General features: G+C 56.7%; 24 protein-coding genes. 17 read left to right on the top strand and 7 right to left on the bottom strand.

What is annotated here, in order from left to right:
• The 13 genes from AC3WS7_RS02275 to AC3WS7_RS02215 all read left to right on the top strand — a co-directional run bounded on the left by AC3WS7_RS02275 (window position 1) and on the right by AC3WS7_RS02215 (window position 13,699).
• On the top strand, window positions 1-642 hold the full coding sequence (locus tag AC3WS7_RS02275; protein ID WP_296466398.1) for a 1-acyl-sn-glycerol-3-phosphate acyltransferase: 642 nt from the start codon (window positions 1-3) through the stop codon (window positions 640-642).
• 5 nt (window positions 643-647) lie between these two features.
• Window positions 648-1,571 carry an oxygen-dependent coproporphyrinogen oxidase gene (hemF, locus tag AC3WS7_RS02270; RefSeq protein WP_492655239.1) on the top strand — a complete coding sequence of 308 codons (924 nt, stop codon included), beginning with the start codon at window positions 648-650 and terminating at the stop codon, window positions 1,569-1,571.
• Window positions 1,571-2,173 carry a nicotinate (nicotinamide) nucleotide adenylyltransferase gene (gene nadD / locus AC3WS7_RS02265; RefSeq protein ID WP_492655238.1) on the top strand — a complete coding sequence of 201 codons (603 nt, stop codon included), beginning with the start codon at window positions 1,571-1,573 and terminating at the stop codon, window positions 2,171-2,173. Before hemF ends, nadD begins: the two co-directional genes overlap by 1 nt.
• Window positions 2,173-2,874, top strand: a complete 702-nt coding sequence (rsfS, locus tag AC3WS7_RS02260) for a ribosome silencing factor (RefSeq protein WP_492655237.1) — start codon at window positions 2,173-2,175, stop codon at window positions 2,872-2,874. Before nadD ends, rsfS begins: the two co-directional genes overlap by 1 nt.
• A gap of 8 nt (window positions 2,875-2,882) precedes the next feature.
• On the top strand, window positions 2,883-3,350 hold the full coding sequence (rlmH, locus tag AC3WS7_RS02255; RefSeq protein ID WP_492655236.1) for a 23S rRNA (pseudouridine(1915)-N(3))-methyltransferase RlmH: 468 nt from the start codon (window positions 2,883-2,885) through the stop codon (window positions 3,348-3,350).
• Between the two features lie 2 nt (window positions 3,351-3,352).
• Window positions 3,353-3,973 (top strand): Maf family protein, encoded by a 621-nt coding sequence (locus AC3WS7_RS02250; RefSeq protein ID WP_492655235.1) that lies wholly within the window; start codon window positions 3,353-3,355, stop codon window positions 3,971-3,973.
• Entirely contained in the window at window positions 3,955-5,430 is a 1,476-nt protein-coding gene (gene rng / locus AC3WS7_RS02245; RefSeq protein WP_492655234.1) for a ribonuclease G, read from the top strand. The genes AC3WS7_RS02250 and rng overlap by 19 nt, the downstream gene beginning before the upstream one ends.
• A 9-nt stretch (window positions 5,431-5,439) precedes the next feature.
• Window positions 5,440-7,893 (top strand): glycosyltransferase family 4 protein, encoded by a 2,454-nt coding sequence (locus AC3WS7_RS02240; RefSeq protein ID WP_492655233.1) that lies wholly within the window; start codon window positions 5,440-5,442, stop codon window positions 7,891-7,893.
• A 43-nt stretch (window positions 7,894-7,936) separates the two neighbouring features.
• Complete coding sequence (gene gmd, locus AC3WS7_RS02235) at window positions 7,937-9,061, top strand: GDP-mannose 4,6-dehydratase (protein ID WP_492655232.1); 1,125 nt, start codon at window positions 7,937-7,939, stop codon at window positions 9,059-9,061.
• A 5-nt stretch (window positions 9,062-9,066) separates the two neighbouring features.
• On the top strand, window positions 9,067-10,038 hold the full coding sequence (gene fcl, locus AC3WS7_RS02230; RefSeq protein ID WP_492655231.1) for a GDP-L-fucose synthase: 972 nt from the start codon (window positions 9,067-9,069) through the stop codon (window positions 10,036-10,038).
• Between the two features lie 425 nt (window positions 10,039-10,463).
• The gene (locus AC3WS7_RS02225) at window positions 10,464-11,207 is read left to right on the top strand and encodes a glycosyltransferase family 25 protein (RefSeq protein ID WP_492655230.1); all 744 of its coding nucleotides are present in this window, start codon (window positions 10,464-10,466) and stop codon (window positions 11,205-11,207) included.
• Window positions 11,208-11,224: 17 nt separating this feature from the next.
• Window positions 11,225-12,685, top strand: coding sequence for an MBOAT family O-acyltransferase (locus tag AC3WS7_RS02220; protein ID WP_492655229.1), 1,461 nt, complete (start codon window positions 11,225-11,227; stop codon window positions 12,683-12,685).
• A gap of 3 nt (window positions 12,686-12,688) precedes the next feature.
• Window positions 12,689-13,699, top strand: coding sequence for a hypothetical protein (locus tag AC3WS7_RS02215; protein WP_492655228.1), 1,011 nt, complete (start codon window positions 12,689-12,691; stop codon window positions 13,697-13,699).
• On the opposite strand, the gene AC3WS7_RS02210 is transcribed toward AC3WS7_RS02215, so the two are convergent.
• The 7 genes from AC3WS7_RS02210 to AC3WS7_RS02180 are packed head-to-tail and all read right to left on the bottom strand — an operon-like array spanning window position 13,700 to window position 20,955.
• Entirely contained in the window at window positions 13,700-15,046 is a 1,347-nt protein-coding gene (locus AC3WS7_RS02210) for an O-antigen ligase family protein (protein ID WP_492655227.1), read from the bottom strand. It abuts the gene before it with no gap.
• A 7-nt stretch (window positions 15,047-15,053) separates the two neighbouring features.
• Window positions 15,054-15,995, bottom strand: a complete 942-nt coding sequence (locus AC3WS7_RS02205) for a glycosyltransferase family 10 domain-containing protein (protein WP_492655226.1) — start codon at window positions 15,993-15,995, stop codon at window positions 15,054-15,056.
• Between the two features lie 31 nt (window positions 15,996-16,026).
• Complete coding sequence (locus tag AC3WS7_RS02200) at window positions 16,027-16,779, bottom strand: glycosyltransferase family 2 protein (RefSeq protein ID WP_492655225.1); 753 nt, start codon at window positions 16,777-16,779, stop codon at window positions 16,027-16,029.
• 40 nt (window positions 16,780-16,819) lie between these two features.
• The gene (locus AC3WS7_RS02195; RefSeq protein WP_492655224.1) at window positions 16,820-17,707 is read right to left on the bottom strand and encodes a DUF6492 family protein; all 888 of its coding nucleotides are present in this window, start codon (window positions 17,705-17,707) and stop codon (window positions 16,820-16,822) included.
• On the bottom strand, window positions 17,704-18,420 hold the full coding sequence (locus tag AC3WS7_RS02190) for a polysaccharide deacetylase family protein (protein ID WP_492655223.1): 717 nt from the start codon (window positions 18,418-18,420) through the stop codon (window positions 17,704-17,706). The genes AC3WS7_RS02195 and AC3WS7_RS02190 overlap by 4 nt, the downstream gene beginning before the upstream one ends.
• Window positions 18,417-20,150: a lipid A export permease/ATP-binding protein MsbA gene (gene msbA / locus AC3WS7_RS02185; protein ID WP_492655222.1), complete on the bottom strand. Its 1,734-nt coding sequence runs from the start codon at window positions 20,148-20,150 to the stop codon at window positions 18,417-18,419. The genes AC3WS7_RS02190 and msbA overlap by 4 nt, the downstream gene beginning before the upstream one ends.
• The gene (locus AC3WS7_RS02180) at window positions 20,143-20,955 is read right to left on the bottom strand and encodes a glycosyltransferase family 2 protein (RefSeq protein WP_492655221.1); all 813 of its coding nucleotides are present in this window, start codon (window positions 20,953-20,955) and stop codon (window positions 20,143-20,145) included. Before AC3WS7_RS02180 ends, msbA begins: the two co-directional genes overlap by 8 nt.
• Window positions 20,956-21,046: 91 nt before the next feature.
• On the opposite strand from AC3WS7_RS02180, the gene AC3WS7_RS02175 reads away from it, so the two are divergent.
• From AC3WS7_RS02175 to ybgF, 4 genes are read left to right on the top strand one after another with little or no spacing between them, the layout of a single operon-like run.
• A complete protein-coding gene (locus tag AC3WS7_RS02175; RefSeq protein ID WP_492655220.1) occupies window positions 21,047-21,901 on the top strand; it encodes a glycosyltransferase family 2 protein in 855 nt (284 codons plus the stop codon).
• Between the two features lie 7 nt (window positions 21,902-21,908).
• A complete protein-coding gene (gene tolB, locus AC3WS7_RS02170) occupies window positions 21,909-23,174 on the top strand; it encodes a Tol-Pal system beta propeller repeat protein TolB (protein WP_492655219.1) in 1,266 nt (421 codons plus the stop codon).
• Window positions 23,175-23,200: 26 nt separating this feature from the next.
• Window positions 23,201-23,740 (top strand): peptidoglycan-associated lipoprotein Pal, encoded by a 540-nt coding sequence (gene pal / locus AC3WS7_RS02165; RefSeq protein ID WP_296466352.1) that lies wholly within the window; start codon window positions 23,201-23,203, stop codon window positions 23,738-23,740.
• A 3-nt stretch (window positions 23,741-23,743) separates the two neighbouring features.
• On the top strand, window positions 23,744-24,538 hold the full coding sequence (ybgF, locus tag AC3WS7_RS02160) for a tol-pal system protein YbgF (RefSeq protein WP_492655218.1): 795 nt from the start codon (window positions 23,744-23,746) through the stop codon (window positions 24,536-24,538).
• The last annotated feature ends 13 nt before the right edge of the window (window positions 24,539-24,551 follow it).

The following is a 24,551-nucleotide window of genomic DNA, read 5'->3' as shown; positions in this document are numbered from 1 at the left end:
ATGCAGCCGATCGAGAAGCTGCCGCACCCGGTGCAGTTGCGGGGCAGCCCGCTGGCGCGCTGGGTGCTGGCCCTGTTTGGCTGGAGGGTGCGCTTTGACGGCTTGCCGGCGTTGCAAGGCGTGTTCGCGGTGTACCCGCACACCAGCAACTGGGACTTCATCGTCGCCATTTTGGCCAAATGGGCCGTGGGCCTGGAACTGAACTTTTGGGCCAAGGACACCTTGTTCCGGCTGCCAGGCTTTGGCCGCTGGCTGCGCTGGGTGGGGGGCGTGCCCGTGCGGCGCCACGCACCCCAGGGCGTGGTGGCGCAGGTGGTGGACGGTGTGGCCCAGGCACGCGCACAACAGCGTTTGTACTGGTTGGGCTTGTCGCCCGAAGGCACACGCCAGTGGGCGCCGGGCTGGCGTAGCGGCTTTTACCAAGTGGCCCTGCGTGCCGGCGTGCCGCTGGGCGTGGTGAGTCTGGATTACGGACGCAAGGTGGTGAATGCCACCACATTTATGACTTTGACCGGTGATGCAGAGGCAGACTTTGCCAATATCGCCGCAGTGTTGGCCGGTGTGCAGGGCAAGAACCCGGCGCTGGCCGCTCCCATACAACCCATGCCGGCCCCCCCTGGGGCTGGCAAACGCACACAATGAGCGCCATGTCCGATCCGCAAGCCACTCCCGCCTTGGTGCGCCAATATTTGCTGGGCTTGCAGAGCCGCATCACGATGGCCATCGCTGACCTGGATGGCGGTCAGTTCCTGGTCGACCCCTGGGAAAAGGCTGCGCATGAGCTTTTGCAGGGCAATGGCGTCACGCAGATTCTGGAAGGCGGTGCGGTGTTTGAGCGCGCAGGCTGTGGTTTCTCGCATGTGCGCGGCGCCAAGTTGCCACCCAGTGCCACCCAGCACCGCCCCGAGTTGGCTGGTGCGCCGTTTGAGGCCATGGGTGTGTCGCTGGTGTTCCACCCACGCAACCCCTATGTGCCCACGGTGCACATGAACGTACGCATGCTGGCCGCCAAGAATCCGCAAGGGCAAGAAGTGTGCTGGTTTGGCGGCGGCATGGACCTGACGCCGTATTACGGTTTTGACGAGGATGCTGTGCATTTTCACCAGACCTGCAAGGATGCGCTGGTGCCGTTTGGGGATGACAAGTACCCGCGCTTCAAAAAGTGGTGCGACGAGTATTTCTTTCTCAAGCACCGCAACGAGCCGCGTGGCGTGGGTGGTGTGTTTTTTGACGATTTTTCCGAATTGGGCCAGGACCGCAGCTTTGCCATGCTGCAGGCCGTGGGCGATGCGTTTCTGGCTGCCTACCTGCCGATCGTGGAGCGCCGAAAAGACGCGGCCTATACCGAGCGCGAACGCGCGTTTCAACTCTACCGCCGGGGCCGCTATGTGGAATTCAACCTGGTGTGGGACCGTGGGACGCACTTTGGCTTGCAGTCAGGCGGGCGCACGGAGTCGATTTTGCTGTCCATGCCGCCGCTGGTGAGCTGGGCCTACCAGCAGCAGCCGGAGCCGGGTTCGCCGGAAGCGGCCTTGATCGGGCATTTTTTGACGGCCAGGGATTGGGTGTGATGCAGCCTCGGCGCATTGGCGTGTTTGGCGGGGCGTTTGACCCGCCACACCGGGGGCACCATGTGTTGGCGGCGACGGCGATTGCGCAACTGCAGCTGGACGCACTGCACATCGTCCCCACCGGCCACGCCTGGCACAAAAGCCGCACGCTGAGCGACGCCTCACATCGTCTGGCCATGGCCGAGCTTGCCTTTGCGGACCTGCCACAGGTGGTGGTGGACGGGCGGGAGCTGGACCGCCCCGGGCCGACCTATACCGTGGACACCTTGCTGGAGTTGCAGCAGGAGAATCCGGGCGCGCAGCTGTACCTGCTGATTGGCGAAGACCAGGCGCGCGCGCTGCCCAGTTGGAGCCGCTGGGAGCGCTTGCCTGCACTTGCTATAATTTGTGTAGCTGCTCGCGCAGATTCAACGGGGGCCAAGGGCCAATTTGATGCCTTAAAGGCACATGTGCCCGGCCTGAAGGTCCTGAATATGCCCCCCGTGGCCACCAGTGCCACCGACATCCGACACCGCGCCGCCACGGGCCAAAGCATTGGCCCTCTGGTTTTTGAAACCGTTGCGCGTTATATTGACCAACACCATCTTTACCGACCGACCTGATGACTACTCCCACCGTTGCCAAAAACACCCAAAAACTCCAACGCGCCATTGTGGACGGCCTGGAAGACGTCAAGGCCCAAGACATTGTGGTGTTCGATACCGAGCATCTTTCCTCCTTGTTTGAGCGCGTGATCATCGCCTCGGGCACCAGCAACCGCCAGACCAAGGCGCTGGCCGCCAGTGTGCGCGATGCCGTGCGTGAAGCCGGTTTCCCCAAGCCCCGCATTGAAGGTGAAGCCAACGGCGAATGGATCATCGTGGACTGCGCACAAGCCGTGGTGCACATCTTCCAACCCACCTTCCGCCAGTACTACCACCTGGAAGAGCTGTGGGGCGAAAAACCGGTGCGCCTGAAGCTGGGTGCGGCCAAGCCTGTCGTGGCAGAGGCCGCCAAGCCTGCAGCCAAAGCACCGGCCAAAAAAGCAGTGGGCGAGTCCAATATGCGCCGCTCCAGTGCCGCCAAGAAGGGTGTGGAAGAGGCATTCCCCTCCAAAGCCGCACTGAAGAAGGCTGCGGCAAAGTCTGCTGCTGCCAAAGCACCGGCCAAAAAGGCGCCCGCCAAGAAAGCCGTGGCCGCCAAAGCCCCGGTCAAGACCGTGGTGGTGAAACCCGAAGTGAAGCCCGCCGCCAAAAAGACGGCTGCCAAACCTGCCGCGGCGAAAAAAGCGCCCGCCAAGAAAGCTGCCCCCCGTAAAGCCTGAGGTCGGCGATGCGGCTGGTCATCATCGCTGTGGGGCAGCGGGTGCCCGATTGGGCGCAAACCGCGTGGGACGACTACGCCAAGCGCTTTCCGCACGAGCTCAAAGTCGAGCTCAAAGCCATCAAAACCGAGCCACGCGGCTCCAAAACCGTTGAGCAGTTGTGCGCCGCGGAACGCAAGCGGATTGAGGAAGCCATCCCCAAGGGCGCGCGCATTGTCGCGCTGGACGAGCGCGGCACCAGCCTGCGGACCACCGCCCTGGCCGAGCGCTTACGGGAATGGCAGCTGGGTGGAGGCGATGTGGCCTTGGTGATCGGCGGGCCCGACGGGCTGGACCCGGAGTTCCGCCAGGGCGCCCATGAGCGTATTCGCCTCTCCGATCTGACCCTCCCACACGCCATGGTGCGCGTGCTGCTGATCGAGCAGCTCTACCGCGCCTGGTCCGTCAACGCCAACCATCCCTACCACCGCGAGTGAGCATGCCCAGTCCTGGTTTCATCTATCTGGCCTCCCAAAGCCCGCGCCGCCGTGAGTTGCTGACGCAAATTGGTGTGGCGCATGAGTTGCTGCTGCCCACACCTGACGAGGATGCCGAGAGTTTGGAGGTGGTGCTGCCAGGAGAGGCGCCCGATGCCTATGTGCAGCGCGTGACCGCTCTTAAATTGATAGCTGCTCGCGCACGTTTGACGAGGGCTGGAGGCCAAAACCGTCCGATTTTGTGTGCCGACACCACGGTGGCGATGGGCGATGCCATTCTGGGCAAGCCCGAGCATGAAGACGATGCCAAGCGCATGTTGCGCGCCTTGTCAGGCCAGACGCACTGTGTGTTCACCGCCATTGCCATTGGCTGGGGTGACAAGACGGTCCAGGCCTGCTGCGAATCGCGTGTGACCTTTGCCGCGATGAGTGATGCCGAGATTGCCGACTACGTAGCCAGCGGCGAACCCATGGGCAAGGCCGGTGCCTATGGCGTGCAGGGCCGGGCGGCGGCGTTCATTGCGCGTATCGAGGGGTCGTACTCTGGCATCATGGGCCTCCCTTTGTTTGAAACAGCGCAAGCCTTGCGCGAAGTGGGCTTTGCATGCAACAAGACATCCTGATCAACTGGTCGCCGCAAGAGACGCGGGTGGCCATCGTGGAACACGGTGCGGTGCAGGAACTGCACGTGGAGCGTACGCTGGAGCGCGGGCTGGTGGGCAATGTGTACCTGGGCAAGGTGGCACGTGTGCTGCCGGGCATGCAGTCCGCCTTCATCGACATTGGCTTGGAGCGCGCGGCCTTTCTGCATGTGGCGGATGTGTGGCACCCACCGGCTGAGGGCGAATCGCTGAGCGCCTCGCGCGCCTCGCAACCACAAATACCGATCGAAAAACAGGTGTTTGAGGGCCAGTCGCTCATGGTCCAGGTTATCAAGGACCCGATTGGTACCAAGGGTGCGCGCCTGTCCACGCAGATCAGCATTGCCGGGCGCCTGCTGGTGTTTTTGCCGCAGGACGACCATATCGGTGTGTCGCAAAAAATACCCACCGCACAGCGTGACGAGTTGCGCAACCGCATGCAGAAGCTGGCGGGCAAGGAGGGCGGCGGTTTCATCCTGCGCACCAATGGCGAAGATGCATCGGATACCGAGCTGGGCGATGACATTGCCTATCTGCGCAAGGCCTGGGCACGTATCAAGGATGCCGCACTGCGCCTGCCCGCCCAAAGCCTGTTGCACCAGGACCTGAGCCTGCTGCAGCGCGTGCTGCGCGATCTGGTGGGCGAGGGCACGCAGACCATCCGCGTGGATTCGCGCGAGCAGTTTGAGGCGCTCCAAGCCTTTGGTTCGGAGTTCATGCCGGCTGCGGCCGAGAAGCTGCAGTACTACAAGGGCGAGCGCCCGATTTTTGACCTGTATTCCATCGACGAAGAAGTGGCCAAGGCGCTAGCGCGCCGTGTGGAGCTCAAGTCGGGTGGTTACCTGATCGTGGACCAGACCGAGGCGCTGACCACGGTGGACGTGAACACGGGCGGTTTTGTCGGTGCGCGCAATTTTGACGACACCATCTTCAAGACCAACCTGGAGGCCGCGCAGGCGATTGCCCGGCAGCTGCGCCTGCGTAACTTGGGCGGCATCATCATCGTGGACTTCATCGACATGGCGCGCGAAGACCACCGTGAGGCTGTGCTGGGTGAGTTCCGTAAACAATTGGCGCGTGACCGCGTGAAGACCATGGCTGGCGGCTTCTCGCAGCTGGGCCTGGTGGAGATGACGCGTAAGCGCACGCGCGAATCGTTGGCCCACATGCTGTGTGAGCCGTGCCCAACCTGCGAAGGCAAGGGCATTGTCAAAACCCCGCGCAGCGTGGCGTATGACATCTTTCGCGAGATATTGCGTGAGGCGCGCCAATTCAACCCGCGTGAGTTCCGCGTGGTGGCGTCGCCTAAAGTGATTGAACTGTTCCTGGACGAGGAAAGCCAGCACCTGGCCGGACTGTCCGAGTTCATCGGCAAGCCGGTGTCGCTGCAAAGCGAAGCCGCCATGGCGCAGGAACAGTACGACATTGTGTTGTTGTGATGGTGGCGTGTGACTGAACGACTGCGGATCGCCGTACTGAGCCGGAACTTTGCCACGACTGGTGGCGGCGCCGAGCGCTATTCCATCGCCATGGTGGAAGAGCTGGCGACGCGGCACGAGGTGCACGTGTTTGCGCAGACCATCGCGCATGATTTTCCGGGGGTGACCTACCACCGCATTCCCATGCCATTGGACCGGCCGCGCTGGATCAACCAGCTGTATTTCGCCTGGAAAACCTGGCAAACGACGCATCAAGGCTTCGATATCGTGCATTCGCATGAGAACACCTGGCACGGCAATGTGCAGACAGTGCATGTACTGCCAGTGCAGCACACCTTGTTTGAGGGCAAACAGGGTGCGGCGCTAGTACTGCGTTGGCTCAAGGTGCTGACGAGTCCGCGGCTATTGGCCTATTTGTGGCTGGAAAAGCGCCGCTATGCCTGGGGCCTGCGCAAACAAGTTGTTGCGGCTTCGGAATCTTTGCGAGAGGTGGTGGCCAAGACTTTTCCGGGGGCGCAATCCATGCTGTCGGTGATCGCGCCGGGGGTGGAGGCGGTGCCGGGCAAAGTAACACCAGCGGAGCGGGAGACCGCGCGGCGAGGCCTGGGTTTGTCGGCGGGAGATGGCTCCTGGTTGTTGTTTGTGGGCAATGATGTGGTTCGCAAGGGCTTGCCAGCGCTGTTGGATGCGATGCGACAACTGCCCTCCTCTGTGGGGTTGCTGGTGGTGGGGCAGGGGGACGGACATGCCCAAGCGATGGCACAGGCCCAGGAGCTGGGTTTGGCGCCCCGGGTGCGTTTTCTGGGGGCTCTACGCGATATGGGCCCGGTGTACCGCGCGGCCGATGCCCTGGTGCACCCCACACTGGAAGACGCCTATGGCATGGTGGTCTTGGAGGCGATGGCGCATGGGTTGCCGGTTGTCGTCAGCCAAGCGCACTACTGTGGTATTGCACGTGAGCTGCGTGACGGTGTTGATGCGCTGTTGTTGCAGGATCCACAGGATGCCTCTGCCTTGGCCCAAGCGATAGGGCGCATACTGCCCGGCGGACCCGTGATCGACGCGTTGTCGCAGGCCGCCGTGGCTTTTGCACGTGAACGCTCTTGGGCACAGGCGGCCACTTCGTACGAGAGCTTGTATAAGTCTGCAGCACCACACTTCAAACAGCGCTGGCTCGTGTTGGCCCACGCCTTCAACATGGATGGCCGGGCCGCTAGCCAGACAATTACCGACAAGCTGCCGCATCTGGAGGCTGCTGGTATTGAATTGGTCGTTCTAAGCGGCGTGTCCGGTAGCCGTGATCACCACTACGAGCACTACCAACTGTGGCCAGCGGGGCCAGCAGGCCTTCGTTTTGAATTGCGGCATGTGCTGCGCAAGCACCTCAAATCACCCCTAGCTTACCGCAGCGTCATGTTAGTGGCTTCTGTCCTGCTGTTGCCGTTTATGCTGGTAGAGAAACTGCTGCGTCCAGTGGAAAGCTCTTGGTCCTGGTGGTTTAGTGCCTATTTGATGGGGCGGCGATTGGCGGAGGGGCGAACGTTCGACCTGATTTATTCCACTGGCGGAGCCTTTGCTGCCCATCTGGCGGGCAGAGCGCTGAAGCAGCGCTTGGGCGTGCGCTGGTTGGCCGAAGTGCATGATCCGCTGGTTATGCCCGGCAGTGTCCCGAGCACCCCGCAGGAGCGTATGCAAGCGGAGGTGGAGCGCGCTATTTGCACGGATGCTGACGTGGCCATCTGGTTCACCGACGCCGCCCTGGCAAGCGCCCGGCGGCGCCATCCCCAGTTGGGCGCACGCGGCAAGATGATGTTGCCAGGCATTGATGCTCCATTCAAGGCGCTGCCTGTGTATGTACCCGGACCCAAGATGGTCATCGGGCATTTTGGTTCGCTATCTCCCACACGCAATCTCACCCCTATTTTTGTTGCGCTGGAGTCTTTGGTTGCGCGACGTCCAGAATTGCGTTCCGTAATGGAGTTGCAACTGACCGGTGGGCCCTTGGATCCCGTTTCACAAGCATATATCGCCCAATCTCCGGTGCGAGATATGGTGCGCCATCTGGGGCGTATCGAGGCCGACCCGATCACTGGCATGTCAGGTCGCGAGCAGATATTGCACCGTATGCGCAGCGCTGACGTGCTGCTTTTGTTGCACGGTACTGAGCCCATCTGCGCCGAGTACATTCCATCCAAGCTGTACGAATACCTTTGGATGCAACGGCCGATTTTGGCGACGGTGCATGGGAATGCGCAGATGGCGGGATTGCTGCGGGAGCAGGGGCATAGTGTCGTTGAAACGGCCAAGCGGCATCAAGATGCTGCAGAAGATTTCGCTCGTGCATTGGAAGGACTTTGTGAGCAGTGGTTGGGGTCAGGTTTGTCCGATGGAGAGCTCGTAAATCCATGTACTACGCAGGCAGCAGCAGCCGAGCTGCTGACTTGGGTGACTAGTCAGTCTTAATTTCACCGACAATCCCCACCTTCTAATACTAATTCTTATACGGATGCAGCCCAAAGTCGCTCTCATCACCGGTGTAACCGGTCAGGATGGTTCTTATCTTGCAGAGTTTTTGCTGGAGAAGGGCTATGTCGTGCATGGTATCAAGCGCCGCGCCAGTCAGTTCAATACTGCGAGAGTGGACCATTTGTACCAGGATCCGCACATCGATCATCGCAACTTTGTGCTGCACTATGGTGATCTGACCGACACCAGCAACCTGGTGCGCATCCTCCAGGAGGTTCAACCGGACGAGGTCTACAACTTGGGCGCACAGAGCCACGTTGCCGTAAGTTTCGAGAGCCCCGAGTACACCGCTGACGTTGACGCAGTCGGTACCCTGCGCTTGCTGGAAGCCATCCGCATTCTTGGGCTGGAGAAGAAAACGCGCTTTTACCAAGCCTCCACATCCGAGCTATACGGCTTGGTGCAGGAAACGCCACAGAAGGAAACTACGCCCTTTTATCCTCGCAGTCCGTATGGCGTGGCCAAACTCTACGCCTACTGGATCACGGTCAACTACCGTGAAGCCTATGGCATGTATGCTTGCAACGGTATCCTCTTCAACCATGAAAGCCCACGCCGTGGCGAGACCTTTGTCACCCGTAAAATTACACGTGGTCTGGCAAACATTGCGCAGGGGCTCGATCAATGCCTCTACATGGGGAATATGGACGCATTGCGGGACTGGGGGCACGCCAAGGACTACGTACGGATGCAATGGATGATGCTGCAGCAAGACCAACCCAAGGATTACGTCATTGCCACTGGTGTGCAGTACAGCGTGCGCCAGTTCATTGAAAAGTCCGCTGCTCAACTGGGTATTACGCTGCGTTTTGAAGGGCAGGGCGTGGATGAATGCGCAATCGTCTCATCGGTGCTGGGAGACAAGGCGCCGGGTGTGAAGGTGGGCGACACCGTCGTGCGCGTGGACCCGAACTACTTCCGCCCCGCCGAAGTGGAGACGCTGTTGGGCGACCCTAGCCTTGCCAAGAAGGATCTGGGCTGGATTCCCGAGATCACGCTGGACCAGATGGTGGAGGAAATGGTGGCATCCGATCTGGCCCAGGCGCGTCAGCATGCATTGCTGCATAAGCATGGCTATGCGGTTCCTGTGAGCAAGGAAAGCTGAGCGGCATGTCTGGAACAGAGAAAATTTATGTGGCAGGCCATCGCGGGATGGTTGGCAACGCCATCGTGCGCACGCTGCTGGCACAGGGTGTGCCAGCGACCCAGATCTTGACACGCTCCCACGCCGAACTGGATCTGACGGACCAGCGTGCGGTGCAGGCCTTTTTTGCGCAGGAGAAGCCGACGCAGGTCTATCTGGCCGCCGCTAAAGTGGGCGGCATCCATGCCAACAACACGTATCCAGCGGAATTCATCTACCAGAACCTCATGTTGCAGGGCAACGTGATCCATGCATCGCACCTGCATGGTGTGCAGAAGCTGCTGTTCCTGGGGTCGAGCTGCATTTATCCCAAGTTGGCACCCCAACCGATCAGCGAGGACGCCTTGCTCACCGGCCCCTTGGAGCCTACCAATGAGCCTTACGCGGTGGCCAAGATCGCCGGCATCAAATTGTGTGAAAGCTATAGCCGCCAATATGGGCGCGACTACCGCAGTGTCATGCCCACCAATCTGTACGGGCCGGGTGACAACTACCACCCCGAGAACAGCCACGTCATTCCCGCGCTACTGCGGCGGTTTCATGAAGCCAAGGAGCAAGGTCTGCCGGAGGTCGCCATCTGGGGAACAGGCACACCGCGTCGGGAATTTCTCTATGTCGATGACATGGCGGCTGCCTCTGTTTTCGTCATGGGCTTGCCGGTTCATGCCTACGAGGAAAAGGTGCAGCCGCAACTCAGCCACATCAACGTCGGATACGGTACAGATGTAACGATTGCAGAGTTGGCACAGACCGTAGCGGCGATCGTTGGCTATCCAGGTCGCGTGGTTTTTGATGCCAGTAAACCGGACGGAGCCCCCCGCAAATGGATGAGTTCCGAGCGACTGAATGCGATGGGATGGCAGGCGCAAATGGGTTTGAAAGAGGGGCTGCGTATCGCCTACCAGGACATGCTGCGCGGCGTGCTGCCTAATGTTTGATTGGGCGCGAGAGCGCCTTCAAATCACTATTCATTCTGAATCACAGACATCTAGAGGGTTCAATCAATGGATTGCTAGCATGGAAGGCGGCCTTGGGAATAAGTTTTTTCAATAAGCTGCGGCACTCCCACCTTGACGGAGCACAGGCTCTGTGAGCTGTGTTTTGCTGATACCCGGTAGCATCCCTACGACCGCTCAGAGACATCCCGAAAAGACTTCCATTCACAAAGCAGTGCAGCACTATGTCGTACAGACCAGGGCAGGCGAGATCGCATTCAATGCTCACCAGAGGATGCTTGCAGCAGTGGAAGCTATATATAGATTACGGGCTTTCGAAAAGATCATCCAGAAAAAGAAATTGAGCAAACACAATCGTGTGTGCACCAATCGAATTCAGAAACTCACAAGTTCTACGCAGCATTAATATGATTTCTACTATAGAAAACCTACAGGCGCTTGTCATTTCATTGGAGCATTCAAAGGGGCGTCAGAAAAAGATAGAAAACGAAATGCGGAAAACTGCATTGAAATGGCATTTTCTGAATGCTTGTAATGGTGAGCTCCTGGATTTTTCCCTTGTCCCATACGATGCGCAGAAGGTCAAGAAACTTCTGGGCTTTGAGTTGACCAAGAAAGAGATTGGATGTTATCTATCACACATGAACTGTTGGCATGCTTGCATTGAGGCGAATGAAAATGTCTTGGTTTTTGAAGATGATTTTGTTATCCAGGAAAATTTCGATGAGGTACTCCAACGGCTCACATCGGCGGATTTTTCTTGGGACATTATTCGCTTGCAAGCTCTTGCCGAGAGTTCTTTTAAGGTCGTCCAGGACTTCGGTAGTTTCCGCGTGGTAGAGAATGACTCCGATCCGCTCGGTGCCACCGCATACTTGGTGAATCCACGCTCTGCAAGAATTCTGCTTCAGCACTCGGCATATATCTTTGAGCCCCTGGACCACTTCATCGAGCACAAAGAAAAACACGGTTTGAAGATGTTTGCCATCGATCCTTATCCGATCAAGGTGTTCGATCCCACCCGTGGCACTTCAACCATCACCGATCGACCAGAACGAGGGCCTGTGAAAGGCTTTCGAAAAATCTACCGATCCTGGATGAGGGCTGTCGATAGGATGACGTCAAAGAATCCGTGGTTCCCGAAGCCGTAATGGCAGAGACGTTGTAAATGCTGTTCAACTCGTATGGATTCCTGTTTTTCTTCCTTCCTGTTGTGCTCGGCGGGTTTTATTTCGCATCGAGGTATGGAAGAAAGTATGGAGCCGGTTGGCTGGTCCTCGCGTCGTTGTTCTTCTATGGCTATTGGGACGCCAAGTATTTATTGCTGCTGTTACTGTCGATAGCATTTAATTTTTTCATGGGGCAGCGTATTTCTCGTGCTGCCAACGGAGGTGCCAGGAAGAACTACCTGGTTGCAGCCATTGTGGTTAATCTGATGGCACTTGCCTATTTCAAGTATGCCAATTTCTTTCTCGCGAATGTATTTGCTGGCCGAAGTGTGCATCTGGACATCGTTTTGCCACTGGGCATCTCTTTCTATACGTTTACCCAGATCGCGTATTTGGTGGACGCTTATTCCGAACGCGCGGATGAAAGAAATTTTTCCCATTACACCTTGTTCGTCACCTTTTTTCCTCACCTGATTGCGGGCCCTGTGTTGCATCACAAGGACATGATGCCCCAGTTCGCTCGAAGTGAAACCTATGAGGTGAATTGGGGCCATCTGGCCAGCGGTTTGATTCTGTTTTCTGCAGGATTGGCCAAAAAGATTTTGTTTGCGGATGCATTTGCCCCATATGTCGCAGCGGTTTTCGATGCTGCCGGCAATGATGCCGTGATGCTCACTATTTATGAGGCTTGGGCTGCCGCTCTGGCCTATACCCTGCAAATCTACTTTGATTTCTCCGGGTACACGGATATGGCGCTGGGACTGGCCTTGATGTTCAATATCAAGCTGCCTAAGAACTTCAACTCTCCTTACAAGGCGACCAGCATCATTGATTTCTGGCGGCGCTGGCACATCACGCTGTCGACCTTTCTTCGGGACTATTTGTATATTTCTTTGGGAGGGAACAGAAAGGGTGTGCTGAGGCGATATGCGAATTTGTTTGCCACCATGTTGTTGGGAGGAATGTGGCACGGTGCCGGATGGACGTTCATTGTCTGGGGCGCGTTGCACGGCCTGTACCTCGTCGTCAACCATCTGTGGCGAACCGTTCTTTCAGGCGTCCGACAAAGCGTGGTGCCGCGCTGGCTGTCTGGCAGTGCATCCTGGTTGCTGACGTTCGTCGCTGTGGTCGTTGCCTGGGTCATATTCAGGGCCAAGGACATGCCGGAGGCTATCAAGATTCTGCAGGCTATGTTTGGCATCGCATACCATCCCATTGCTTTACAGGATGTCTTACATGGCCATTTGTTCGTTGTAACGGAACTCCCCGGCCATGAGCTGGCTCGCTTGGCCTTTGTGGGCTTGCTGTGGGTGCTGATTCTTCCCAATTCCAATCGTCTGCAATATTTTGACAAGGGCATCCTCCGTGCCGTCTTGCAAGCCTTTGTAGTGGGGGGGCTACTATTCCTCTCGGTTGAGCGGTTTGGGCGGTACAGCCCGTTTCTTTATTTTCAGTTCTGATCTATGAAGACAGAAAAGTTTTTCTTCTTGAGCACATTTTTCTGCTTCATCCTGTATGGACTTCTGGGTTTGTACTTCCTGCCCTTGGCTGCTTTTCAGGGAGACTTGACCAGAATGGCAATGCTGCCTGAGCGCTTGCTGGGATGGCAGAGAGTACAACCCGCAATCGACCACCAGCTGCTACAGCAGAGTCCGATTGCTGATGCCGATGTATTTGTCATTGGAGACAGTTTTTCCGATGGCCGGGTTTGGCAGTCCGTTCTGACGGCGAACCAATTGAAAGTGCACACCCTGCTGTGGGGAGAACTTCCTTTTGTCTGCGAAGATGCCGCGACCTGGTTGCGTGTGCAAGGTTTCAAGGGGCGTTACTTTGTCATTGAAACCAATGAACGCAATCTTCCACACCGCTTGAATGATTCTCTGGCTTGCAAGAATGTGCAGCATAAAGAGAAGATCGGGGAGGCGAATATACGTTCCGCACCGATTGAGCGGTTTGACGTCGCCCATGGAGATTATTCAAGCAAACTGTCAGTGGGCTTGAGAACGGCCTTTAATACTTTTCTTTTTCATGACTGGGAACAATCGAACCTTACCGACAAAGTGCAGCTGCAACCTGAGGTTTTTCTGAAGAAAGTCAGAAATGGCTGTTCCCTGTTTAGCCACCTCAAATGCGATAGCGCTCTGTTTTATTCACCTGACAGCGAACGGGATGTTGATCCGGGCGTCTTGCAGAAGATAGAGGCCATCAATACCCACATGAGGGATGTTGTACCGATATGGGTCGTAATTCCGAACAAAGCGACCACCTATCTGTATCAGGACAAGTACTTTTGGAAAGCGTTGGAGCAAAGAGTGCGTGCACCCAATCTTCTGGCGATGAATTTAAGCGCCATCAATCATGGCGAGGTCGACCTGTACCCCGGAAATAACACCCACTATTCGACGCGGGGGTATTTGCTGATGGGCGAGGCCATCCTGAAGGAGATCCGGAAAGACGACTTGAATGCCCGGTGACTAGATTTTCCGATGGTTCAAGCTGCCAAATATCGCGCAGAAGAAAAACAGGAGCTCGAAAAATATATCGTAGGAAACTTCTACGGTCAGGAATGACAAGAGAAAGAACGGAGGCATCAACATGGAATACTTACTCCAGAATCCTCCCGGCCCGGTTTTTTTCAAAGCGTTTCTGCTGCTGTTGAAGAGCGACAGAAAGACCAGCAGTGTGGCCGGAATTCCCAGGCCCAGAGTCAGGTCCGTCCAGCCACTGTGTGTGGCCACCATGTGGTCGCCTTCCTTGCTGTAAAAGTCCGGCCATTTTTCCTTGGCCAGGTAGGAAAACGAGTAGCTCATCAGGCCATAGCCCCAGGGGGTTTCTTGAATTAACTGGAACGCGGCGGTCAGCCATGCCACCCGGAGGTAGGTGCTTTGGTTCACCGCCTGTCCATTTTCATTGCGTGGCAGTGCTTGTGTTACCCAGTCTTTCCAATAGTTTTGCTCGGATATTGCTAAGCCAGTCTTGATGTCTGCATAGGCAGAATGCCAAGCCGCATTTTCCTTCATATGCACGCCGCCCACGATGGCCAGGGGAATGGCCGCGGCGACGATGCCCCATTTGATTTTTGGAGCGTAGTAGTCTTTCTTCAATGTCAACAGTAGGACGCCGAAGAGGATTACAAAAGATATGAGGAACCCATTCTTGGTGTTGGCAAAGTAGAAGGAAAGCAGGGAAATGCCCATGGTAAATGCCGGGAGTGTGATTTTTTTCTTCCAGTTTGGAGATTCCAGTGCCAGAAGCAGATGAGTGAGTCCGGCAATGAAGGCAAGTCCTACAAACACCACTATCTGGGGTTTTCCCCCGAATGGAGCCATATAGAAGTCAGTTGGAAAAGAACCTTGGCTGGAGGCCAGCTCGTACAGATAACGAAGCAGATAAATTGTCAGCGACACGTAGATGGACAACTGGAGCACAAAGGCCGGTCCAGTCTTTGGGTGCTCATCTTCCCGCAATGATTTTCCGGAGAGAAGCACGCCGATGCATGCTCCGATGAGGCTTGATATTCCGGATCGCAACCAGAAGCCCATCAACTCCTTCCATTGCATTTCCTTCTGATGGGAAAGAAAGAAGTAGTGGGCGACGGCCCAGGTGAAAAAAAGTACCAGCGGAAGGTTGGCCGTCAGCGCGACGCGAAATGTCTCTTTATCTCTGGAAAAAAGGTAGATCGAAGAGAGGCAGCCTGCCAGTAGCAGCAGGTTTCGAAGGGCCATGGTCCCAGGGAGTGGCCATATGGAAAGCAGGCCTGCACCTGAAATGAAAAGCAAGCCTACAAACAAGCGCTCATGCTTCGTGCGAATATTCTTCATCTTGCGTTCAGTGGAGCGCATCGGCTATCACATTTTTCACAAATGCCTTGAGATGCTCGATGCTAGGTCGCTGCAGCAACAAGGGTTCGGCTGCCCTTTGCAGAAGGACTGCATCTTTGCCAATCGTTTCGGTCAGATCCTTGAATTGATTCTTCATCATCGGGGCAAGATTGATCATGGCATTCGGATTGAAGTCGACGCAAACACATTCATCAACCCAGGCCAGCGGCAGACTGTCCGCATAGAAGGCTTCCACGATTTTCTCCGTGTAATAACCCGGATAGAGTGTGTTTTCAGGGCAGAGGTTGAAGGCGTAATCTTTCAGTACCTCACGTTTGGTGAACGTGCTGCTGGAGTGATGATGTATCGAGATGTCAAAAACTGGACCGAACCCGTCCACGTCCATGTGTTTGCGCAACTCCCGTATTAGGGTCTCTCGCGGCTCCCGCTGATGGCTAGCGAAGATCGCTGCCCTGCGGGCCTTCTGGAGAAAGGCGTTACCCAGGGGCTGCAACAGCCTTTCAGGCCTCAGTAGGCATCCAAATCGTGGGTTGGCGTTACCGATGACCCCCTCACTTGACCAGTCTAACATTTCCATCCAGTAGGGATGGCGGTGATGCTTGGCGTTGGCGACGGCTAGGTCAAAGCTCAGCGCGTAGTCGCAGGGAATATGGTTGTGACGCAGGTTCTCCGCCGTTTGGAACAGCGTCAAGGGGCGATGGGCGGAATGCATCCGCTGCGTCCAGGATTGAATGACTGGGCGCAGCGGTTTTGGCGCCCAGCGCAACCCGCTGCCTGGATGGAAAAAAGGCCCGAATATGACGAGGTCCGCTTTGCCGGCGTGGGTCCATTCAATTTCGTAGCCGAGGGTTTTGATGATGATGGGTACCAAAGACTGTGGATAGTCTTCAGCAACTCCGGATAGAGCGATGCGTATCGTCTTGCGCATGGGCATGAAATTGAAAGGGCTGGCGTCTTGGCTAGACTAGGTCTTTGCGTTCTCTGTAGAAAGTCTCGTAGGGGTACTGCAATTCGTCTGCCACCTGCTTTTTGACACGCTTGTCAAACATTCCGCGATAGCCACCAATGAGCACTTCCTTGTACTTGACATTTTTGATGTAGTCCCTGTTAAATTTGGCTGCAGTACGAATACCCTTGGTGTAGCCATCATCCGCGATGTCAGAGTTGATGTTGTCGATATTGGGTAACGTTACCGAGGGAATTTCCCGCCCGAATTTTTCGTGGTAGCGCCAGAAGAAATCTCCATCCTCTTCTCCAAGTCCCAGCAGTCGCTCATCGAAGAAGCCGACATCTATCAACTCACCCTTGTCTACAACATAGTGAGAAAAGCTTCCATTGATCTTGAAGGTTCCTGGCTGCCGCTGGAGTGCTTGTTCAAACTTGGTAAAGAAACCGCCTTCCATATCAGCCGGGATGTGCAAGTCATCATTGAGCACCAGGACGCGATCATGGCTTGCGGTCAGGATACCTCGGTTCCACATCTTGGCGAGCGACTGAAAGTTGGGGAAAACAATCGGGAAGCAGTTCTGTTGGCTTGCCAGGAAGTAGAGCAGTGCCGTACGGTAATGTTCGTTGAAGGGCGCCCGTGCGGAGCCGTTGGTGGTGATGATGATTTCCACTTCGGCGCGCTCCCGCTTGATGCTTCTTACCAAAGGGACGAGGAATTCTTCAAACCGCTTGTCAAAGGTGGTGATCACGATTGAATAGTTCATTTTTTCTTTCAGTTTCGCTAGCGTGGTGGTATTTGCTGAACTAGGTTCGGCCAAACAAGCGCCGGATCTTTCTGCCACATCGCGAAAGGCGATTGCCGCCCTCGCTGGGCCAGTCCATCTCTCGTTCCCAGGACGACTGGTAGATCACACCACAATACAGAGGAGTCAGTTGTTCCTGCGTGATTCCTCGTCGCGTTTCTTGGTCGAGTTGCCACGCATAGTGATAGACCTTGAAGAGTGCTTGGCAAGGATGCAGGGGGATGGCTTGGTAGGCTAGGAGCGCTTCCCCGTACCAGCGGGACTCGATCGGTGCCAATGTGATGGCATCAGCAAAGCTCATCGAGCGCGGTCGCAGATAGTGGCTGTCTAGCGACTCCCAAACCTTGCGGTGCCAGACCAGGGGAAAAGGGCCGAAGCTGTAGCGCCGCCCGGGGCGGGCGAACAGTTCCTGCACTTGCGTAGCTTCACGGATGAAGGCCTCCACGATGCGGGATCGCCCATGCTGCAGGGCAGCTTCTAAGAGATCGTGTGCCTCATCCAGCACTGTGTAGGGGTAACCATCGGGCGCCAAGAAGTCATGGGCATTGAAACGGCGGATGAAGATGGCATCGGAATCTAGGCAGACGTAGGCATCGGCTAGCCCGAGTCGCCAGAACTCCGATTTGATGATCTGCTGGGTCACGGCGCCATGCATTTGCCCAAGCTGCACCGGATCGATGCGCGGAGATGCCTGCAGAATACTTTCGTCGCTGATCAGCTGGGCGCGGGTCGTGCCTAGGTGCTCGCGAAACAGGGGCAGCTCTCTCTCCGGCACGGACACGTAGAGGGGAAGCTGGTCCGTATTGAAGCGCTCGATCGACTGCAGAAGGCGTATAACGCGCCGCAAGTCGGTGCTATAGCTTTTGCAGTACAGCGCGAGCGGGGTCATGCGCGCCTGTCCTCGTAGGCCGTAGCTACTTTCATGAAGAACTGCAGCGGATGCGTGGCGCGAGCGACCATGATGCGCTGGAGTGCATAGGGGTTGTCGCCCATCTGGACCCGGCCGCGGTGCGTGCTGGTGGCCGTTACGTAACCCGCGGTCCGTACCATCTCTTCGTGCGCGGCTTTGAACCAGCCATAGGGATAGCAGAAATGCCGGACTTCAGCGCCCAGCATTTGCTGCAGCTCGTCCTTGGACTGCACGATCTGCTGGCGGGCCGCATGTTCAGACAGATCCATCAGATTTGCATGGGTCTGCGTGTGCGAGCCCACATCCATGCCGGCGTAATGCCAAGCCAGCCAGTCTCGCTGCGTCATCAGTGGCTTCTGTACCACTTTCCCAGCGTCCCAAGCATTTGTACCACCCACCATGCGGCTGACGCCGTAGCAGGTCGCTGTGAAGCCGTTGGACTCCAGCACGGGCAGGGCGTGGGCTAGGTTGTTCTGGTAGCCATCGTCAAAGGTGATACCCACCACCTTGCCTTGCTGCTCTCCACGCAGATAGGGTTCTAGTTCGCGCATGGACAGGCCTCGGTAGCCTAGCACTCGCAGCATGCGCATTTGCCAAGCAAACGAGGAGGGTGCCACGATCAGTCCGCGCAGCATCGTGCCACGCGGTGGCGGTGCGTCGATCTGGTGGTACATCAGTATGGGTATCTTCATGTCTGCAACCTTTGCAGGTTGGCGTAATAGCCGTTGCGCTTAAGCAGTGTGGCGTGATCGCCGGACTCCACGATGCGCCCCTGGTCAATCACCACGATGCAGTCCGCACGTTCAATGGTGCTTAGGCGGTGGGCGATGACCAGGGTGGTGCGGTTGCGCATCAGTGTTGCCAGCGCTTCCTGCACCACACGTTCCGATTCCGTGTCCAGCGCCGAAGTGGCCTCATCGAGAATGAGGATGGGCGCGTTCTTAAGCAGAGCTCGCGCAATCGCGATGCGCTGGCGCTGGCCACCTGACAGTATTGTGCCGTTCTCCCCCGCCAGGGTGTTCAGACCCTGGGGCAACTGGGCAATGAACTCCCACGCATGGGCGGCGATGGCGGCCTCCTGTACCTTGGCATCGTCGACGCCGCGCGATTGGCCGAAGGCGATATTTTCACGTATGCTGTCATTGAGCAGAACAATGTCCTGGCTAACCAGTGCGATTTGCTGCCGCAGGCTAGACAGAGTCAGGGTGTTGATGTCGATGCCATCAATCGTGATGCGGCCCGACTCGGGTGCGTAAAAGCGGGGTATTAGCGCTGCCAGTGTGCTTTTGCCGCCGCCCGATGCGCCTACCAAGGCGATGGTCTGGCCTGGTTTTGCATGCAGATCTATCCCGTCCAGTGCCAGTCTGTCGCTATTGGGGTAGCGGAAGTAGACGTTTTCGAAGCGAATCTCACCCCTGCAGTCCCTAAGGTGGGCCTGCCCCGTATCGGCTTCCACGGGGGCGTCCAGCACACCAAAGACACTTTCGCATGCGGCCAAGCCGCGTTGCAGAATGGGGCTGATGGTGGTGAGCTGTTTGATCGGCGAGATCAGCAGCAGCATTGCGGTGATGAAGGAGACAAAGCCACCGGCCGTGTCACCGGCCTGTCCCATGGACCTGGTCAGGGCCATGAAGATGATGAAAGCGATGGCAACAGATGCCGTCATGTGGGTGATTGGGGTGAGCGCCGACGCAGGAATGGCTTCTTTCATCATGCTTCTTCGGAAGTTTTCTGTGGCTGCGTAGAAGCGCTGCTGTTGCTGTTGCTGCCCGCCATAAATTTTGATGACCTTGTTTGCGGCAGATGTCTCCTCCACTGTGTGGGCGATGTCACGCAGCGACTTCAGGCTGGTTTTGCTAGCTTTGCGTATACGCTGGCCAAACCCCTGTACCAAGGCAGCAATCACGGGTCCCACCGTGAGAGTTATCAGAGTCAAGCGCCAGTCTAGATACAGCAGGTAAATCAGAAGTGCTACGGCGGTCAAAGTCTCGCGCACCGCCGTCACCAGAACGTTGGTCGCTGCCTGGTTGATTCCGTCCACATCGTTGTGAATGCGCGTGATCCAGTACGAGGCAGGCTGCGCAAAAAAAGCCTGCGTCGGCGTCTCCAGCAGCTTGTCAAACACTGCGCGCCGCAGATCCACCACCAAGCGCGTGGAGACCCAGGTCATCAGGTAATTCGTCACGAAGGACAGGACCCCTCGCGCAAGGAATAGCAGCACGATACTGGCAGGGATCAGCCACACCATGCGCGCGTCGGTGGTACGGAAGCCGCTATCAAGCAGATGCTTCATGATGGCCGGGAATACCGGCTCAGTAGCGGCAGTGCACACCATGCAAAGTACTGCGACAGAGAATGCCTTCCAGTATGGGCGTAGAAAGCCCAACAGTCGCAGATAGAGTGTGCGGTCTGCTTTAGTCATGCTGCGACAGAGTCGGTTTTGTAGGAGAGTTCCATGCCTCACTCTTTTGGATCTCCAGTGCTTTTACGTAGCGGTAAAACGTGCCCTCAAAGTTGCCGACAGCAATAACGAAGCCCGCCCAACCATCCAGAAAACCGAGCTTGAAAACATAGTGCTTCCAGAAAGCCCACTTGGCGTGTAATAGTGCCGACCACATCGAGATCTTCTTGCCCTTGATTTTTTCAGCGCCCAGACTGGAGTAGCGGTTGGCCTTGTGCATAACCTCGGCCATGTTCTTGAAGGGGAACTGCCAGATCGCCGCGCGCATATGGCCAAGGGGCTTGTCGGTATGCAGCACATAACCTTCATGCACTGGTTTGAGGTCATAGCTCATGGTGCCCTTGCGGAACAGCTGGGGCTGCCGGTAGTTGGGGTACCAGCCAGAGTGGCGGATCCATCGGCCCATGAAGAAGTTTCGCCGCGGCGTGTGGTAAGCGTCCTGCCCGGCGGGGTCCTGCGTCAACTGGCGAATCTCGGCAGCCGCCTCGGGTGTGCAGCGCTCATCCGCATCCAGGCTGAAAATCCATTCGTGAGAGCACGCCGCGATCGCTTGATTGCGCAGGTCCCCAAAACCCTGAAATTTCACCTGAACCACCCGGGCTCCAAGCTGCACTGCCAGTTCTGCGGTGCCATCCGTACTCCAAGAATCCACGACGATGATTTCATCGGCCCAGCGTACGCTCTCGATGGCTGCCCGAACTTTCTCCGCTTCATTGAAGGCGATGATGTAAACAGAAATCAATGGCATGGGGGTGATAACATCCATATGTGGGGTGAACTTTCTCTGCAGCGCTGGCTCTACTTGCAAGCAAAGTGCCGTCAACACCCTCCGCGCGAGCGGCCTAGTCTATTCCAAAATGTCTTCTTTCGATCTGATATCGGTGGTTATTACCACCTATAACCGTAGTGACGCGCTGGCACTAGTGTTGGAAGGCTTGAGGCACCAAACTGACCGCCATTTTGAAGTCATCATTGCGGATGACGGGTCAACACAATTCCATCAAGATCAAATTGCTCAGGCTTGCGCATCTATGGGCATTGCGGTGCACCATGTGTGGCACCCGGATGTCGGCTTCACCGCGGCCCAGGTGCGCAACTTGGGTGTCGCGGTGTCCAAAGGTCCGTACCTGGTATTGATGGATGGCGACTGTGTTCCCGAAGTGGACTTCATCGCACGCCACCGGGCGCTGAAGCAGGGCGGTTGTTTTGTGAACGGTAGCCGGGTTTTGCTCAGTGAGAGTTTTACCCGCCGATTGCTGGCACATACCGAGGCCATCACTTCCCGCTCCATCGGCTATTGGTTACGCAGGCGATTGTCCGGAGATGTCAGCAAGCTCACAGGTCTGCTGCGCCTGCCAGACTCTCGCTACCGTTTACAACCCAAGTTTGTTTGGAAAGGCATACGCAGTTGCAATATGGCCGTCTGGAAATCCGATTACCTTACAGTGAATGGTTTTGATGAGAGTTTTGTCGGATGGGGGCATGAAGACGCAGACTTTGTGCTGCGCTTGCACAACGCAGGCTTGCTGCGCAAGAACGGCTTTTGCGCCACGGAGGTCTACCACCTATGGCATCCAGAAGCTAGCCGTACGCAAGAGGGCGTGAATGCCGATAAGGTTCGGGAGCGCCAAGCTACCGGCCAAGTGCGCTCTACCATTGGTTACCAAGAAAGCATAGATGCCGCCGATGTGGTGGTGCGCAGTTGGGGATAATTGGAAGATGATGAATAAATTTTTGCTGGCTGTCATCACATGTGTTGTGAGTCTGCAGGCGAGCGCGCAGTTCCGCGTCGAGGTCTCGGGCGTCGGCTTGACCCAGATTCCGGTGGCCATCACCAGTTTTAAGGGAGAAGAATCGTCCCCTCAAAAGCTTTCGGCCATTGTTATGGCTGACCTGGAACGTAGTGGCCAGTTTCGTAGCACAGAAAGTGTCTCTGGCCTTTGGGATGAATCTTCCCGCCCTGACATGTCGGCGTGGCGTCAAAAGGGGGCCGATGCCTTTGTGATGGGGAGTGTTACGCGATTGGCAGATGGCCGGTTTGATGTGCGCTTCCGCTTGTGGGACGCGGTACGCGCCCAGGACTTGGGCGCCCAAAGCCATGCTGTTGTGGCTGGGGACTTGCGTCTCGCGGCGCACAGGATCGCCGATTTTGTCTACGAAAAACTTACCGGGGACAAGGGCGCATTCTCCACACGGCTGGCGTATGTCACCAAGGCCGGTAGCAACTACAACCTGTGGGTTGCGGATGCGGATGGAGAAAATGCTCAAAGTGCCTTAAACAGTCCAGAGCCTGTGATCTCGCCATCCTGGGCTCCCAATGGCAACCAACTTGCCTACGTGTCGTTTGAATCGCGCAAGCCCGTGGTTTATGTGCACGACGTGTCCACGGGGCGCCGCCGATTGGTCGCCAACTTCAAGGGTTCCAATAGCGCGCCAGCTTGGTCTCCAGATGGGCGAACGCTTGCGCTCACCTTGAGTCGTGATGGCGGATCACAGCTGTACTTGATGGATGCCAATGGCGGCGAGCCCCGCCGATTGGCCCAATCCAGTGCGATCGATACCGAACCTGTGTTCACTGCAGACGGGAAGACCATTTACTTTGTCAGCGACCGAGGCGGCTCTCCGCAAATCTATAAAATATCTGCCACCGGCGGAAATCCGGAGCGTGTCACGTTTTCCGGGTCTTACAACATTTCGCCGACCATGAGTCCAGATGGTAAATGGCTGGCATACGTCTCCAGGGTGAGCGGGGCTTTCAAGCTCCATGTGATGGATGTCGCGTCGGGTACGGTGAATGCGATCACCGATACCAGCGCCGACGAAAACCCCAGTTTCTCGCCCAATGGCAAGTTGGTGATATACGCTACGTTGCAGCAGGGGCGAGAGGCGTTGATGACCAGCACGTTGGATGGAAAAATTAAAGCGCGCTTGGCGGGGCAAAATGGTGATATTCGGGAGCCCGATTGGGGCCCCTTCCAAAAGTAATCTGAAATTTAACAAGGAGTTTTTTAATGAAGCGTATCGTTTTGTCCCTGGCAGTTGCCTTGGTCCTCACTGCCTGTGGTTCGTCCGTCAAGTTGGACAAGGTCCCCGTGGAAGACAAATCCGGCTCGTCTGTGGGTACCACCAGCGGTGCAGGCAAAACCGACGGCAGCGGCGTTGCAAAAAGTGACGTAGCGACAGTCGACTTGGACAAGGCCAAGCAGGATGCCTTTATGAAGTCCACGACCCGCACTGTGTATTTCGATTACGACAGTTTCGTGATCCGCTCCGAATTTCAGTCCGTGATCGAAGCACATGCCAAGTTTCTGAAATCGGACAAGGCACGCAAGGTGACTTTGGAAGGCCATACGGATGAGCGTGGTGGCCGCGAGTACAACTTGGCCCTGGGTCAAAAACGTGCAGAAGCAGTGCGCAAGGCGCTGGTGCTGCAAGGCGTTGCAGACAACCAACTGGAAGCTGTGAGTTTTGGTAAGGAAAAGCCTGCGGCATTGGGCAATACCGAGGCAGCGATGGAAAAAAATCGCCGCACCGAAATCAGCTACCGCTAAACCATGGTCACACTGGGTTCAGGTGCACGTGGGCGGCACTGGTTTTTGGCGCTCACGTTGGTGGCGGGCGCAGGTCTTGCGCATGCGGGTTTGTTTGATGACGAAGAAGCCCGCCGTGCCATCCTGGATCTGCGCCAGCGCATTGATGTGCTCAAGCAGGAGTCCGAGCAAAAACTCGCAGAGGAAACCAAGCGCTCTTCAGAAGAGAGTGCCCAGTTGCGCCGTGCAATGCTTGATTTGCAGAACCAGCTGGAGGCGATCCGTGCAGAGATGGCCAAGTTGCGTGGGCAAAGCGAGCAATTGGCGCGTGACGTAGCGGAAATTCAGCGCCTTCAGAAAGACGCTGGGCAATCGCTGGAAGAACGCCTCCGCAAACTGGAGCCTGTCCGTGTGAGTGTGGATGGTCGTGAGTTTTTGGTCGAGCCCGCGGAAAAACGCGAATTTGAGACTGCGCTGGCCGTGTTTCGCAAGGGGGATTTCGCGGCGGCCCAAACGTCGTTCGTCGATTTCTTGTCCCGCTACAGTGCCACTGGCTACCGGCCATCCGCCTTGTTCTGGTTGGGCAACGCGCAGTACGCAACCAAGGACTACAAAGAAGCACAAGCCAATTTCCGAGTGTTGGTGCAGCAAAGTCCCGACCACATGCGTGTGCCCGAAGCACTCTTGGCCATTGCCAATTGCCAGTTGGAAGTGAAAGACGTGAAGGCCGCGCGTAAAACCTTGGACGAAGTACTGGCAAAGCACCCAGGAACCGAGGCTGCCGCTGCGGCCAAAGAGCGCTTGGCGCGTCTCAAATAAGCCAGCCAGCAAT

The sequence above is a fragment of the Rhodoferax sp. EU05-FHT12H12 genome (assembly GCF_058791215.1).
The sequence above is the reverse complement of the archived record's forward strand: the minus strand, read 5'-3'. Positions and strand labels throughout refer to the sequence as shown.

What these genes read in the sequence shown, in the direction of transcription:
- AC3WS7_RS02275 (WP_296466398.1), top strand. Translation starts at nt 1, where the DNA reads ATGCAGCCGATCGAGAAGCTGCCGCACCCGGTGCAGTTGCGGGGCAGC.
- hemF (WP_492655239.1), top strand. Translation starts at nt 648, where the DNA reads ATGTCCGATCCGCAAGCCACTCCCGCCTTGGTGCGCCAATATTTGCTG.
- nadD (WP_492655238.1), top strand. Translation starts at nt 1,571, where the DNA reads ATGCAGCCTCGGCGCATTGGCGTGTTTGGCGGGGCGTTTGACCCGCCA.
- rsfS (WP_492655237.1), top strand. Translation starts at nt 2,173, where the DNA reads ATGACTACTCCCACCGTTGCCAAAAACACCCAAAAACTCCAACGCGCC.
- rlmH (WP_492655236.1), top strand. Translation starts at nt 2,883, where the DNA reads ATGCGGCTGGTCATCATCGCTGTGGGGCAGCGGGTGCCCGATTGGGCG.
- AC3WS7_RS02250 (WP_492655235.1), top strand. Translation starts at nt 3,353, where the DNA reads ATGCCCAGTCCTGGTTTCATCTATCTGGCCTCCCAAAGCCCGCGCCGC.
- rng (WP_492655234.1), top strand. Translation starts at nt 3,955, where the DNA reads ATGCAACAAGACATCCTGATCAACTGGTCGCCGCAAGAGACGCGGGTG.
- gmd (WP_492655232.1), top strand. Translation starts at nt 7,937, where the DNA reads ATGCAGCCCAAAGTCGCTCTCATCACCGGTGTAACCGGTCAGGATGGT.
- fcl (WP_492655231.1), top strand. Translation starts at nt 9,067, where the DNA reads ATGTCTGGAACAGAGAAAATTTATGTGGCAGGCCATCGCGGGATGGTT.
- AC3WS7_RS02225 (WP_492655230.1), top strand. Translation starts at nt 10,464, where the DNA reads ATGATTTCTACTATAGAAAACCTACAGGCGCTTGTCATTTCATTGGAG.
- AC3WS7_RS02220 (WP_492655229.1), top strand. Translation starts at nt 11,225, where the DNA reads ATGCTGTTCAACTCGTATGGATTCCTGTTTTTCTTCCTTCCTGTTGTG.
- AC3WS7_RS02215 (WP_492655228.1), top strand. Translation starts at nt 12,689, where the DNA reads ATGAAGACAGAAAAGTTTTTCTTCTTGAGCACATTTTTCTGCTTCATC.
- AC3WS7_RS02210 (WP_492655227.1), bottom strand. Translation starts at nt 15,046, where the DNA reads ATGAAGAATATTCGCACGAAGCATGAGCGCTTGTTTGTAGGCTTGCTT.
- AC3WS7_RS02205 (WP_492655226.1), bottom strand. Translation starts at nt 15,995, where the DNA reads ATGCGCAAGACGATACGCATCGCTCTATCCGGAGTTGCTGAAGACTAT.
- AC3WS7_RS02200 (WP_492655225.1), bottom strand. Translation starts at nt 16,779, where the DNA reads ATGAACTATTCAATCGTGATCACCACCTTTGACAAGCGGTTTGAAGAA.
- AC3WS7_RS02195 (WP_492655224.1), bottom strand. Translation starts at nt 17,707, where the DNA reads ATGACCCCGCTCGCGCTGTACTGCAAAAGCTATAGCACCGACTTGCGG.
- AC3WS7_RS02190 (WP_492655223.1), bottom strand. Translation starts at nt 18,420, where the DNA reads ATGAAGATACCCATACTGATGTACCACCAGATCGACGCACCGCCACCG.
- msbA (WP_492655222.1), bottom strand. Translation starts at nt 20,150, where the DNA reads ATGACTAAAGCAGACCGCACACTCTATCTGCGACTGTTGGGCTTTCTA.
- AC3WS7_RS02180 (WP_492655221.1), bottom strand. Translation starts at nt 20,955, where the DNA reads ATGGATGTTATCACCCCCATGCCATTGATTTCTGTTTACATCATCGCC.
- AC3WS7_RS02175 (WP_492655220.1), top strand. Translation starts at nt 21,047, where the DNA reads ATGTCTTCTTTCGATCTGATATCGGTGGTTATTACCACCTATAACCGT.
- tolB (WP_492655219.1), top strand. Translation starts at nt 21,909, where the DNA reads ATGATGAATAAATTTTTGCTGGCTGTCATCACATGTGTTGTGAGTCTG.
- pal (WP_296466352.1), top strand. Translation starts at nt 23,201, where the DNA reads ATGAAGCGTATCGTTTTGTCCCTGGCAGTTGCCTTGGTCCTCACTGCC.
- ybgF (WP_492655218.1), top strand. Translation starts at nt 23,744, where the DNA reads ATGGTCACACTGGGTTCAGGTGCACGTGGGCGGCACTGGTTTTTGGCG.